Source organism: Herbaspirillum sp. BH-1, from assembly GCF_002870055.1.
Classification (GTDB): Bacteria; Pseudomonadota; Gammaproteobacteria; order Burkholderiales; family Burkholderiaceae_D; genus Herbaspirillum; species Herbaspirillum frisingense.
Genome location: NZ_PKOI01000001.1, coordinates 431,404 through 444,453, shown reverse-complemented (window position 1 = coordinate 444,453; position 13,050 = coordinate 431,404). Strand labels below are relative to the sequence as shown.

General features: G+C 64.3%; 9 protein-coding genes. 4 read left to right on the top strand and 5 right to left on the bottom strand.

Going from position 1 to position 13,050, the window contains the following annotated elements; genetic code table 11:
• Positions 1 to 64 precede the first annotated feature (64 nt).
• From fdhF to HBH1_RS01975, 4 genes are all read right to left on the bottom strand, one after another.
• Complete coding sequence (gene fdhF / locus HBH1_RS01990) at positions 65 to 2,938, bottom strand: formate dehydrogenase subunit alpha (protein WP_102661377.1); 2,874 nt, start codon at positions 2,936 to 2,938, stop codon at positions 65 to 67.
• A gap of 30 nt (positions 2,939 to 2,968) precedes the next feature.
• Positions 2,969 to 4,531, bottom strand: a complete 1,563-nt coding sequence (locus HBH1_RS01985) for a formate dehydrogenase beta subunit (protein WP_102661376.1) — start codon at positions 4,529 to 4,531, stop codon at positions 2,969 to 2,971.
• Entirely contained in the window at positions 4,531 to 5,007 is a 477-nt protein-coding gene (locus tag HBH1_RS01980; protein ID WP_077237880.1) for a formate dehydrogenase subunit gamma, read from the bottom strand. Before HBH1_RS01980 ends, HBH1_RS01985 begins: the two co-directional genes overlap by 1 nt.
• 440 nt (positions 5,008 to 5,447) lie before the next feature.
• Positions 5,448 to 7,094, bottom strand: a complete 1,647-nt coding sequence (locus HBH1_RS01975; RefSeq protein WP_102661375.1) for an OFA family MFS transporter — start codon at positions 7,092 to 7,094, stop codon at positions 5,448 to 5,450.
• Positions 7,095 to 7,322: 228 nt separating this feature from the next.
• Here HBH1_RS01975 and HBH1_RS01970 point away from each other — a divergent pair, with 228 nt between their 5' ends.
• On the top strand, positions 7,323 to 8,390 hold the full coding sequence (locus HBH1_RS01970) for a substrate-binding domain-containing protein (RefSeq protein WP_102661374.1): 1,068 nt from the start codon (positions 7,323 to 7,325) through the stop codon (positions 8,388 to 8,390).
• A gap of 106 nt (positions 8,391 to 8,496) precedes the next feature.
• A complete protein-coding gene (locus HBH1_RS01965) occupies positions 8,497 to 9,450 on the top strand; it encodes a LysR family transcriptional regulator (protein WP_102661373.1) in 954 nt (317 codons plus the stop codon).
• 55 nt (positions 9,451 to 9,505) lie between these two features.
• Here HBH1_RS01965 and HBH1_RS01960 read toward each other — a convergent pair whose 3' ends face one another.
• Complete coding sequence (locus HBH1_RS01960) at positions 9,506 to 10,420, bottom strand: LysR family transcriptional regulator (RefSeq protein ID WP_102661372.1); 915 nt, start codon at positions 10,418 to 10,420, stop codon at positions 9,506 to 9,508.
• A 183-nt stretch (positions 10,421 to 10,603) separates the two neighbouring features.
• Here HBH1_RS01960 and HBH1_RS01955 point away from each other — a divergent pair, with 183 nt between their 5' ends.
• Complete coding sequence (locus HBH1_RS01955) at positions 10,604 to 11,542, top strand: D-hexose-6-phosphate mutarotase (RefSeq protein WP_102661371.1); 939 nt, start codon at positions 10,604 to 10,606, stop codon at positions 11,540 to 11,542.
• Between the two features lie 188 nt (positions 11,543 to 11,730).
• Positions 11,731 to 12,810 carry a tartrate dehydrogenase gene (locus HBH1_RS01950; protein ID WP_102661370.1) on the top strand — a complete coding sequence of 360 codons (1,080 nt, stop codon included), beginning with the start codon at positions 11,731 to 11,733 and terminating at the stop codon, positions 12,808 to 12,810.
• Positions 12,811 to 13,050 lie beyond the last annotated feature (240 nt).

Here is a 13,050-nt window from a genome sequence, read left to right as displayed (position 1 = left end):
CGGAAATCATGGCAGGACCGGCACGCCGTCATCGCACCCATGGGGCGCGATGACGTTGCGCTATCTACTTCGTCACCAGCGGCTCCGCAGCCTTCTCGCCTTTGAGCAAATCCAGCTGCTCGCGGTTGAAGCGCTGGTAGTGCTGCTGCCACTCCGACGGCTGCGATACCGGCAAGACCTGCACCGCCGTCACCTTGTACTCGGGGCAGTTGGTGGCCCAGTCGGAGTTGTCGGTGGTGATCACGTTGGCGCCGGACTCCGGGAAGTGGAAGGTGGTGTAGACCACACCCGGCTGCACGTTCTCCGTCACCGTGGCGCGCAACACCGTCTGGCCGGCCCGCGACTCCACGCCGACCCAGTCGCCCTCGCGGATGCCGCGATCCTCGGCATCATGCGGATGGATTTCCAGCCGGTCTTCGCTATGCCATTGCGAGTTCTCGGTGCGGCGCGTCTGCGCGCCCACGTTGTACTGCGACAGGATACGGCCGGTGGTCAGGATCAGCGGATAGCGCTGGGTCACCTTCTCGTCGGTGGCGAAGTATTGCGTGTTGATGAACTTGCCCTTGCCACGGATGAAGCTGCCGACGTGCATGATGGGCGTGCCTTCCGGCGCCGCTTCGTTGCAGGGCCACTGGATGCTGCCCAGTTTTTCCAGCTTGTCGTAGCTCACGCCATGGAAGCTGGGGGTCAGGGCGGCGATCTCGTCCATGATTTCCGAGGGGTGATTGTACGGCATCGGGTAACCCAGCGCTTCGGCCAGGGCCACCGTGACTTCCCAGTCGGACTTGCCGGCCTTGGCCGGCATCACCTTGCGCACGCGCGAGATGCGGCGTTCGGCGTTGGTGAAGGTGCCATCCTTTTCCAGGAAGGAGGAACCGGGCAGGAACACATGCGCGTACTTGGCCGTTTCGTTCAGGAACAGGTCCTGCACCACGATGCATTCCATCGCCTGCAGGGCGGCGGCCACGTGCTGGGTATTGGGGTCGGACTGGACGATGTCCTCGCCCTCGCAGTACAGGCCCTTGAAGCTGCCATCCAGCGCCGCATCGAACATGTTGGGAATGCGCAGGCCCGGTTCCGGGTTCAGCGTCACGCCCCAGGCCTGTTCGAACTGGCTGCGCACGGTGGAGTCCGAGATATGCCGATAGCCCGGCAGCTCATGCGGGAAGGAGCCCATGTCGCAGGAACCCTGGACATTGTTCTGGCCACGCAGCGGGTTCACGCCCACGCCTTCGCGGCCGACGTTGCCGGTGCACATGGCCAGGTTGGCGATGCCCATGACCGTGGTCGAACCCTGTGCATGCTCGGTCACGCCCAGGCCGTAGTAGATCGCCGCATTGCCGCCGGTAGCGTACAGCCGGGCCGCGCCACGCAGGGTCTCGGCCGGCACGCCGGTGATGGCGGCCATGGCTTCGGGGGAATTGTCCTCGCGCAGCACGAACTCCTTCCAGTCCTGGTACGACTGCAGGTCGCAGCGTTCCTGGATGTAGCTCTCGTCCTGCAAACCCTCGGACAGGATCACATGGGCCAGCGCGGTGATGATGGCAGTGTTGGTGCCGGGCCGCAGCTTCAAGTGATAGTCGGCCTGCACGTGCGGCGACTTGACCATCTCGGTGGTACGCGGGTCGATCACGATCAGCTTGGCGCCCTGGCGCACGCGACGCTTGATCTGCGAGGCAAACACCGGGTGGCCGGAGGCCGGGTTGGCGCCCATGATGAGGATGACATCGGACTTCATCACCGATTCGAAGGTCTGGGTGCCGGCCGATTCGCCCAGGGTCTGCTTCAAGCCATAGCCGGTGGGCGAGTGGCACACGCGGGCGCAGGTGTCGACGTTGTTGTTGCCGAAGGCGGCGCGCACCAGCTTCTGGACCAGGTAGGTTTCTTCGTTGGTGCAGCGTGAGGAAGTGATACCGCCGATGGAATCCTTGCCATGTTTGGCCTGGATGCGGCGGAATTCGCTGGCCGCATAGGACAGCGCCTCTTCCCACGAGACTTCGCGCCAGGGATCGTTGATGCTCTTGCGGATCATGGGGTTGAGAATGCGGTCCTTGTGGGTCGCATAGCCCCAGGCGAAGCGGCCCTTGACGCAGGAGTGGCCCTGGTTGGCCTTACCGTCCTTGTACGGCACCATGCGCACCACTTCATTGCCCTTCATCTCGGCCTTGAAGGAGCAACCCACGCCGCAGTAGGCGCAGGTGGTGACGGCGCTGTGCTCGGCCTGGCCCAGCATGATGACGGTCTTCTCGGTCAGGGTCGCGGTCGGGCAGGCTTCCACGCAGGCGCCGCAGGAGACGCATTCGGATTCCATGAAGCTTTCCATCTGCCCGGCCGAGACGCGCGATTCGAAGCCGCGACCGTTGATGGTCAGGGCAAAGGTACCCTGGGTTTCCTCGCAGGCCCGCACGCAGCGGTTGCAGACGATGCACTTGGAGGCGTCATAGGTGAAGTAGGGATTGGATTCATCCTTCTTCAGCTTGAGGTGGTTCTCACCCTCGTAGCCGTAGCGCACTTCGCGCAGGCCGACCACGCCGGCCATGTCCTGCAGTTCGCAGTTGCCGTTGGTGGGACAGGTCAGGCAATCCAGCGGGTGGTCGGAGATATAGAGCTCCATCACGCCACGGCGGATTTCGGCCAGCTTGGGGGTCTGGGTCTGCACCTTCATGCCCGGTTCGCAGGGCGTGGTGCAGGAGGCCGGGTAACCCTTCATCTTGCGGCCATCCTTTTCGATTTCCACCAGGCACAGGCGGCAGGAACCGAAGGGTTCCAGGCTGTCGGTGGCGCACAGCTTGGGTACGTTGATGCCGGCCTCCACCGAAGCGCGCATCACCGAGGTGCCGGCCGGGACCGTCACGGCCACGCCGTCGATCTCCAGCGTGACCATGTTTTCAGAGGCACGCGCCGGCGTGCCGTAATCCGTTTCATTGAGCTGGTTCATGTTGCAACTCCTCTGCATTCGGTGATGGGATCAGGCTGCCTGTTCGCTGGGCGCGCCGAAGTCTTCCGGGAAATGGTTCAGCGCCGACAGCACCGGGAACGGCGTCATGCCGCCCATGGCGCACAGCGAGCCATTGACCATGGTGTCGCACAGGCTCTTCAACAGATGGATCTGTTGTGGCCGCTCATCGTTGGCGATGATCTTGTCGACCACCTCCACGCCCCGGGTGGAGCCGATGCGGCAAGGCGTGCACTTGCCGCAGGACTCCACGGCACAGAACTGCATGGCGTAGCGCGCCTGGCGGGCCATGTCCACCGTATCGTCGAAGGCCACCAGGCCGCCGTGACCGATCATGGCACCGATGGCGGCAAAGGCTTCATAGTCGAGCGGGGTATCGAATTGCGACTGCGGCAGGTAGGCGCCCAACGGGCCGCCCATCTGCACTGCGCGGATAGTACGACCGCTGGCGCTGCCGCCACCGAAGTCGTCCAGCAACTGGCGCAGCGTGAGACCGAAGGCCTTTTCCACCAGCCCGCCCTGGCGGATGTTGCCGGCCAGCTGGAATGGCAGGGTGCCGTGCGAACGACCCACGCCAAAGTTCTTGTAGAAGTCCGCGCCACGCGCCAGGATCACCGGTACCGAGGCCAGCGAAATCAGGTTGTTGATCACCGTCGGTTTACCGAACAGGCCTTCGATGGCCGGCAGCGGCGGCTTGGCGCGCACCACGCCGCGCTTGCCTTCCAGGCTTTCGAGCATGGCGGTCTCTTCGCCGCAGATGTAGGCGCCCGCCCCCTTGCGCACTTCCAGGCGGAAGGACTTGCCCGAGCCCAGGATGTTCTCGCCCAGATAACCACGCGCCGTGGCGATGGCAATGGCCTCGTTCATCGTGGCAATCGAATGCGGATATTCGGAGCGTACATAGACATAGCCCTCGGTCGCGCCCACGGCCAGGGCGGCGATGGTCATGCCCTCGATCAGGGTGAAGGGGTCGTCTTCCATGATCATGCGATCAGAGAAGGTGCCGGAATCGCCCTCGTCGGCATTGCAGACCACGTACTTCTGCGCGGCAGGTGCGCGCAGCACGGTCTGCCACTTGATGCCGGTGGGGAAAGCCGCACCGCCCCGGCCGCGCAGGCCGGAGGCGATCATTTCCTCGACGATGGCCTCGGGCGTCTTGGTCAGGGCATTCTTCAGGCCGACATAACCTTCATGGGCCAGGTAGTCGTCCAGCGAGAGCGGATCGATGATGCCAACGCGGGCGAAGGTCAGGCGTTCCTGGTTCTTCAGGAAGGGGATGTCTTCGGTCAGACCCAGATGCAGCGCATGATTCCCGCCCGCCAGCAGGCCGGCGTCGAACAGGCCCGCCACATCCTCCGGCGCGACCGGTCCATAGGCCACGCGGCCGGCGGCGGTAACCACCTCCACCAGCGGCTCCAGCCAGAACATGCCGCGCGAACCATTGCGCACCAGCCTGATGGACTGGCCGCGCCTGTCGGCCTCGGCGGCGATGGCGGCGGCCACCTCATTGGCGCCCAGGGCCAGCGCGGTAGAGTCGCGGGGAACGTAGATGGTGACGATATCGTTGGCGCTCATCATGCCTCCCGCTTGGCCTGGATCAGGCGCTTGAACTTGTCGGCATCGACGCGGGCGTGCAGCTCGTCATTGATGGTCAGGTTGGGGCCGATGGCGCACTGGCCCAGGCAATACACCGGCTCCAGCGTGAACTTGCCGTCGGCGCTGGTCTCATGGAAGCCGCAGCCCAGCACATTCTGCGCATGTTCGGCCAGGGCCTCGCTGCCGCGTGCCTGGCAGGCCTCGGCACGGCAGACCTGCACCACGTGCTGGCCGGCCGGCTCCTGGCGGAAGAAGTGATAGAACGAGATCACCCCATGTACCTCGGCGCGCGAGACATTGAGCTCGCCGGCGATCATCGGCACCGCATCGGCAGGGATGTACCCCACCTTTTCCTGGATGCCGTGCAGGATGGGGAGCATGGCACCGGCCATGTCCTTGCGATCGGCGATGATGCTGCGCACCGCCGCCACGTCGAAAACTTGTTGCCGCTTCATTGTTGCCTCCTGTGTTGCCTTGATGCGGACCTCGTCCTTCTCCCGGAGGATCTTCTATGGACCGCGCAAATGACGAATGAAAGGGGTGGGGCCGCCCCTACGGAGGGGCGGCCTGCTGGAAACAGATCAGGCGAAGGGAAGCGGCATGCAGCAGCGCAGCGCAGGCTCGGGGATGGGCGCGCACGGTCGTGCTTGGTGGAACAGCTGGTCTCCGTTGTTGCATGTTCGCCCTGCCTTCGGGGTTGGTGTGAACACTGAGGATGCGCGCCTGCCCCTACCGGGTGGACGGACTGCGCTCCTGATTTTTTGATAGTCGCTGACACAAGCTGCCGCTGCTCACGTTGCAGGGCAGCTTGTGTCAGCGGCTTTCGCCGCTGGGGTCTCTCGTGCAGGCCGGGTGGAGCCGGCCTGCAGTCGAGTTTGAAACAGGGACTACGCGATCAGCGGAACAGCACGGCCGACTTCTGCAACACCAGGGTGATACCCCAGACCAGCGGAATGCCGACGGCCGCCCAGGCCAGACCGATCACGGCCGGGTTGCCGCCGGAACCGATCTGCGACATGTCGCCGGAACCAGCGGTGGCAGCTGCATCGGCAGCCGACTTTTCGTGGGCCAGCTGCTTTTCGCGGGCCAGTTCTTCTGGGGTCATGAAGTGCTTGGCAGCGACCGGGCGGATCAGCAGGTTGCAGATCAGACCCAGCACCAGCATGCCGGCCAGGATGTACATGGTGGTGTTGTAGACCTGGCTCTTGGGCATGCCCAGGGAGAGCTGGTATTCACGCATGTAGTTCACCACCACCGGGCCCAGGATGCCGGCGGTCGCCCACGCGGTCAGCAGGCGGCCGTGGATGGCGCCCACCATCTGGGTGCCGAACAGGTCGGCCAGGTAAGCCGGCACGGTCGCGAAACCGCCGCCGTACATCGACAGGATGATGCAGACCGCACCCACGAACAGCGGGATGTTGCCGGCCTTGGCCGACCACGGCAGGCTCACGTACAGCACGAAGCCCAGCACGAAGAAGATGGCGTAGGTCATCTTGCGGCCGAAGAAGTCCGAGCACGAAGCCCAGGCGAAACGACCACCGATGTTGAACAGCGAGATCAGACCGGTGAAGCCGGCGGCCAGCGCCGCGATGGCGGTCTTCTGGTCGACCGACAGGTCATTGAAGCCGATGTCCACGCCCAGCAGCTTGCCGCCGAACACTTCCTGCAGCATCGGCGAGGCGATGCCGATGACGCCGATACCGGCCGACACGTTCAGGCAGAGCACCAGCCACACCAGCCAGAACTGGGGGATACCCCAGACCTTGGAGACGTGCACGTGGTTCTGGGTGATCATCGTGGCCGAGGACTTGGCCACCGGCGGGGTCCAGCCGGCCGGCTTCCAGCCCGAAGGCGGCACGCGGTAGCCGAAGGCGCCGGCCATCATGAAGACGAAGTAGATCACGGCCATGACCACGAAGGTTTCCCATACGCCCACGGAAGTGGGGGTGGCGAACTTCTTCATCAGCGCATCGGCCAGCGGGGTGCCAACCAGCGCACCACCACCGAAGCCCATGATGGCCATGCCGGTGGCCATGCCGCGACGGTCAGGGAACCACTTGATCAGCGTGGACACGGGCGAGATATAGCCCAGACCCAGACCAACGCCGCCGATCACGCCCGAGCCCAGCCACATCAGCCAGATCTGGTGCGTCTTCACGCCCAGGGCCGAGATCAGCAGGCCGCCGCACCAGCAGATGGCAGCGACCACGCCGGCCTTGCGGGGACCGGCGTGTTCCAGCCAGCCACCCCACAGCGCGGCGGAGATGCCCAGCAGGACGAAGAACATGGTGTACATCCAGCCCAGCATGGAGATCTTCCAGTCACAGGAGGACGAGAAAACCTGGGCGAAGAAGCCGACATCGGCGCCGCAGGCGATGGGCGCGGTCACGCCCAGGGCCTTGGACAGCGGCAGCCAGAACACGGAAAAACCGTAGGCCATGCCGATGCAAAGGTGGATTGCGAGTGCTGCTGGCGGTACCAGCCAGCGATTGAAGCCAGGCTTGGCGACTGTATGTTCCTTGTTCAGGAAATCGAAAGCCATTATTCCTCCGAATATTTTTGAGTGTGTGTGGTGGGTAAATCGAAGGAAGGACTGCATCGCAAAGCCGGTAGGGCCGGATCGTGAAACCGACCCATCTTTGCGGCGCTATCCTTCTCTTTTAATTTATTTATATATGTACAACGCCGCATATATTTTTTATCATTTATGCGGAGTGACGCGAAATTATCACCGATAAACTGCCGTTTCAATATGCTTTATTTTGCCTAAATGTTCAAAGTCCACATCAAACCGCACTGGGAAATCGCCTATGACAATGAGGTGGCTCTGGACACGGCCAACCTGCTGCAACTGCTCACGGCGATCCAGCAAAGCGGCTCCATTGCGCGTGCCGCGCAATTGACGCGCTATTCCTACCGGCACGCCTGGGGACTATTGCGCGATGCGGAAAGGATGTTTGGCAACGCACTGATAGAAAGCGGCCGAGGCCGTGGCACCACACTCACCGATTTCGCCAGCAAGCTGTTATGGGCCGACCGACTGGTAACGGCGCGCCTGTCGCCGACCCTGGACAGCCTGGCCTCGGAGCTGGAAGTGGAACTGGGCAAGACGGTCGAAGGCCAGTCCGAGAAGGTGCGGCTCAATGCCAGCCACGGCTTTGCGGTCGCAGCGCTGCTGGGCAAGATCAACGAGGCACGCCTGCCGGTGGAAGTGCGCTACCGCCACAGCACCGATGCCGTGGCCGCGTTGTCGCGCCAGGAGTGCGACCTGGCCGGTTTTCACGTTCCGCTGGGCGAATTCGAGAAACCGGCCATCGCCACCTATGCCAAGTGGCTCAACAAGCGCAGCGATTGCCTGATCCACCTGGCCATCCGCAACCAGGGCCTGTTCGTCGAACCGGACAACCCCAAAGGCCTGCGCGGACTGCCCGACCTCATTCGCAGCGACCTGCGCTTCGTCAACCGCGAAGCCGGCTCCGGCACGCGCATGCTGCTGGAGCTGATGCTGGCCGGCGCCGGCATCGCCCACAAGAAGATCAACGGCTTCGAAAATACCGAGTTCACCCACTCGGCGGTGGCCGCCTTCATCGCCAGCGGCATGGCCGATGTCGGCTTCGGCGTGCAGACGGCGGCGCACCGCTTCGGCCTGGGCTTCATCCCGCTGGTGCGCGAGCGCTACTTCTTCGCCCTGCCCGCGGCCTCCCTGCAAGACCCGCTGATCCGCGCCGTGATCGACATCCTGCAATCGGATGGTTTCCGCAAGGTGGTCAACAACCTGGCCGGCTACGACGCCACCGACATGGGCAAGATACAGACCATCAAGGAAGCCTTCGGCTGAGCGCCACTTCTGGACGCTTGTAGCCCTGCAGCGATCAGGCTACACTCCCGCCCCTGGCCCGTTGCCGTCCTGGCGGCGGGCCATTCTCTTTTGGCCTGATCGCGTCATGAATTCCGCTGCTCTCACCTCTTCACCTGCCCTGCTGGCGCTGGCCACCATGGATCAACGTCTGCTGCGCCTGCTCGACGCCATCCTCGATGAAGTCCACCTGGCACGCGCCGCCGCCCGCGTGGGCTGGCCCTTGCCGGCTGCCGCCAATGCGCTGGAACGCTGCCGTCAGTTGCTGCGCGATCCCCTGCTGGAAGATGGCGGCCAGCAGATGCGCCTGAGTAGCCTCGCGCAAACCCTGCGCGAGCCGCTGCGCCTGGCACTGGGCGGCGATGGGACCGCGTCCCCGGCGCACGAGCAGGATCTGCCCACGCTGGCGCGCCGGGTGCGCATCCTCATGCCCGACTATCCCGCCCAGGTGGTGGCCCAGCCGCTGTATCAGGAACTGAGCGCCAGCGCGCCCCTGCTGGACCTGGAATTCCAGACCTGGCAAGGCGACGCCGATGCCGCCGCCCGCCTGGAGCGCGGCGAGACCGACCTGGTCCTGGGCGCGGCCACGCCGACCAACACCCTGCGCGGCCGCGAAGTGCTGCAGGAACGCTGCGTGGTGGTGATGCGGCGCGACCACCCGGCGGCGCAACAGCTGACCATGGCGCGCTGGCTGGAGTATCCCAATCTGCAGATCGCCTGCCATGACACGCTCAATCGCCGCATCGACGAACAGCTCGCCACCCAGGGCCTGCGCCGCCGCATTGGCATGGTGATCCCCAACTTCCTGATGGCACCGGCCCTGCTGCAGGGCTCGGACCTGATCGCGGTGATGCCCATGTATTGCGTGCCGGCTGCCACCGCTGCCCATCCGGTGGTGCTGGCCTGCCTGCGCCCGCCCCTGCCACTGGAAGCGCCGCCGCTGCGCCTGCTGCATCATCGCCGCCACGCCGACGACCGCGCCGTGGCCCACGTGGCGCAGGGCCTGGAGCGCATCGTGCGGCAACGCTTTGATGTGCGCTGAACATCAGGCTGTCAGCCCGAGGCCTGCCCTGCCGGGCCGCCGCACCTTCACTCCATCACACCGTCATCGCCGGCGCCGTGACATCCAGGTGCTTTTGCAGGAAGCGCACGCACTCGCGCACCTTCGCTGAATTCTTCAGCTGCACGGGATAGACCGCGCACAGGTCGGCCTCCTGGAAATACTGCGGCAGCACCCGCACCAGCCTTCCACGCTTGAGGCTATCGGCCACATCCCAGATCGACCGCAGGATGATGCCGTGACCATCCACCGCCCACTGGTGGATGATCTCGCCATGGTTGGATGCCAGTCCCCCCGAGACCTTGACCGTCTCCTGCCCCTTGGGCCCCATCATGCGCCAGATGCCGAAGGACTGGTTGCGCTCGCGGATCACCAGGCACTGATGCTGGCGCAGCGCCGCCAGGTCGGCCGGCGCACCATTCTTCTTCAGATAGGCCGGACTGGCGCACAGCACCCGCTGGCTGGGCAGGATGCGCTTGGAGAACAGATGCGGCTCATGCCCCGCCCCCACGCGGATATCCAGATCGATGCCTTCATTGACCAGGTCGATCTGCCGGTCCACCAGCTCCAGCTGGATCTTCAGTTCCGGATGCTCGCTGGCAAAGCGCGACAGCAGGGGCGAGACCACCTTGCGCCCCAGCCCGAAGCTGGTACTGATCTTGAGCAGTCCGCGCGGCACCCGTTTGGCGCTGCTGACGGTTTCCATCATCTGCTCGACATCATCGAGAATCTTGCGCGCCCATTCATGGACATTGCCGCCATCCTCGGTCATGACCACGCTGCGCGTGGTGCGATGGAACAGCCGCACGCCCAGCGCCTGCTCCAGCAGCGCGATGCGCTTGCTGATATAGGCCGGCGAAGCGCCGACCTCGCGCGCCGATTCGGCGAAGTTGCTATGGCGCGCCACCACGCAGAACAGACGCAGGTCTTCCAGCAGGGGAGAATTGTTCACGATCTGTAGCCATTGAAATCCACGATCCGTGGATTATAGTCGGGTCGCCGTCCTCCCGGAAAAGCGCGGCAGGCAAGGCGGCCCAGTCGATACGGCACGCCTCGCCCAGTGCGCCAAACCACCCGCAAGCGCCCGAATTGTGGCAGTCTTGCGCTATCGCAACGAATTCTTGGAGTCACCGGCATGAGCATCATCGAGGAGCAGGAGGTCCCGCCCGACCTTCCCCACATCCAGCGTATCGAAGTCAACCAGCTGCAATGCCTGCGCGTGCAGACCGCGCGCGCCGAAGTACTGATCGCCGAACAGGGCGCCCAGGTCCTGCGTTACCAGGTCCACGGCCAGGAACCGATCATCTGGATGAGCGAAGAAGCCGCCTTCGAAGCCGGCAACTCCGTACGCGGCGGCATCCCCGTCTGCTGGCCCTGGTTCGGCGACCTGATGCGCAATCCACCGCAGGTGCAGTCCCTGCACGCCGGTGGCCGCCTGCCGGCGCACGGGCTGGTACGCGGCATCCCCTGGCTGCTGATGGAAAACGCCATCGAAGGCGACACCGTGCGCCTGGTGCTGGCCATCCCCCCCACCACCGATTCGCCGGCCCTGCGCCATCTGCCGCCGGGCCTGGAACTGCGCCTGGAAATCCTCCTCGACGACCGCCTGCACCTCAAGCTCACCACCCGCAACGGCAGCGAGCAGCACATCGCCCTCACCCAGGCACTGCACAGCTACTTCGCCGTCAGCAGCATCCACGACGTCACCGTGGAAGGCCTGGAAGGCCAGCGCTACATCGAAACCCTGGAAGGCTGGGCCGAGCGCGAACAGAAGCGCCCGTTGGTAGTCAGCAGCGAAACCGACCGCATCTACCTGGACCTGCCGGCGCATCTGGCGATCCGCGACGAAGGCTGGAACCGCCGCATCCATATCGAAGCCAGCGGCTCGACCTCGGCCGTAGTGTGGAACCCCTGGGTCAGCAAGGCGCGCCGCCTGTCGCAGTTCGCCGACGACGCCTGGCAGCGCATGCTCTGCATCGAGACCGCCAATGTGATGGACGACCTGGTGGAACTCGAACCGGGTGCCGAGCACAGCATGGGCGTGAGCCTGTGGGGCGAAGCACTGGGCGGCTGAACCGCTCCCAAGGCATCACCAAGGCACTGCCGCAGTCCGGGCAGTGCCTTTTTCATGGGCTGAGGTTTTGCGCATCATTCACGGATCGTGTTTTATAAGATCACCAGATCGTGGATGATCCCTTGCCCGAAGCGTTCTATGATGGACACCGTTTACACCGTCCAGAACAGACCACAGGAGCACAGCAGATGAGCAAGACCCACAAGATCGCCGTCATCGCCGGTGACGGCATCGGCCAGGAAGTGATGCCCGAAGGCCTGCGCGCCGTCGAGGCCGCCAGCAAGAAATTCGGCATCGACATCGAATTCACCCATTTCGACTGGGCGCACTGCAACTACTACGCCCAGCACGGCCAGATGATGCCGGACGACTGGTTCGAGCAACTGAAGGGCTTCGACGCCATCTTCTTCGGCGCCGTCGGCTGGCCCGCCACGGTGCCGGACCACGTCTCGCTGTGGGGTTCGCTGCTCAAGTTCCGCCGCGACTTCGACCTCTACGTCAACCTGCGCCCGGTGCGCCTGATGCCCGGCGTGCCCTGCCCCCTGGCCAACCGCAAGCCCGGCGACATCGATTTCTACGTGGTCCGCGAGAACACCGAAGGCGAATACTCCTCCATCGGCGGCCGCATGTATGAAGGCACCGAGCGCGAAACCGTGATCCAGGAATCGGTCTTCAGCCGCAAGGGCACCGACCGCATCCTCAAGTTCGCCTTCGACCTGGCGCAAAGCCGTCCCAAGAAGCACCTGACCTCGGCCACCAAGTCCAACGGCATCGCCATCACCATGCCCTACTGGGATGAGCGCGTCGAAGCCATGGGCGCCAAGTACCCCGACGTGCGTCGCGACAAGTACCACATCGACATCCTGACCGCGCACTTCGTGCTGAACCCGGACCGCTTCGACGTGGTGGTGGCCTCCAACCTGTTCGGCGACATCCTCTCCGACCTTGGCCCGGCCTGCGCCGGCACCATCGGCATCGCGCCCTCGGCCAACATCAACCCGACCCGTGAACTGCCCTCGCTGTTCGAACCGGTGCACGGCTCGGCCCCGGACATCTTCGGCAAGAACATCGCCAACCCGGTCGCCATGATCTGGTCCGGCGCCATGATGCTGGACTTCCTGGGCAACGGCGAAGGCAAGTATCGCCAGGCCCACGACGCCATGCTGGCGGCCATCGAGGAAGTGCTGGTCAACGGACCGACCACCCCCGACCTGGGCGGCAAGAGCAACACCACCGAAGTCGGCAAGGCGGTGGCTGCGGCAATCTGAGCGCCCCTGACTGCCCTTCACTGGAAGAGAAGATGGCTCGCCGCGTGCGGGCCATTTTTCCTATGGCAGCCCCATGATGATTTGCAAAGGGCATGTTAGGATTGCCGCTCTTTCAATTTTCGTGATCGATGAGTTGGACATGGCTGCAAGCCTGCGCATGACGGGACACCGCGTACTGGCCGAACTGCTCTTCTGGAGCATCCCGCTGATACTGCTGCTGGAAGACGATGTCGCCATGCT

Coding starts and splice junctions, on each gene's coding strand:
- HBH1_RS01975 (WP_102661375.1), bottom strand. CDS start 7,094: ATGGCTTTCGATTTCCTGAACAAGGAACATACAGTCGCCAAGCCTGGC.
- HBH1_RS01950 (WP_102661370.1), top strand. CDS start 11,731: ATGAGCAAGACCCACAAGATCGCCGTCATCGCCGGTGACGGCATCGGC.
- fdhF (WP_102661377.1), bottom strand. CDS start 2,938: ATGAACCAGCTCAATGAAACGGATTACGGCACGCCGGCGCGTGCCTCT.
- HBH1_RS01985 (WP_102661376.1), bottom strand. CDS start 4,531: ATGAGCGCCAACGATATCGTCACCATCTACGTTCCCCGCGACTCTACC.
- HBH1_RS01970 (WP_102661374.1), top strand. CDS start 7,323: ATGTTCAAAGTCCACATCAAACCGCACTGGGAAATCGCCTATGACAAT.
- HBH1_RS01965 (WP_102661373.1), top strand. CDS start 8,497: ATGAATTCCGCTGCTCTCACCTCTTCACCTGCCCTGCTGGCGCTGGCC.
- HBH1_RS01955 (WP_102661371.1), top strand. CDS start 10,604: ATGAGCATCATCGAGGAGCAGGAGGTCCCGCCCGACCTTCCCCACATC.
- HBH1_RS01980 (WP_077237880.1), bottom strand. CDS start 5,007: ATGAAGCGGCAACAAGTTTTCGACGTGGCGGCGGTGCGCAGCATCATC.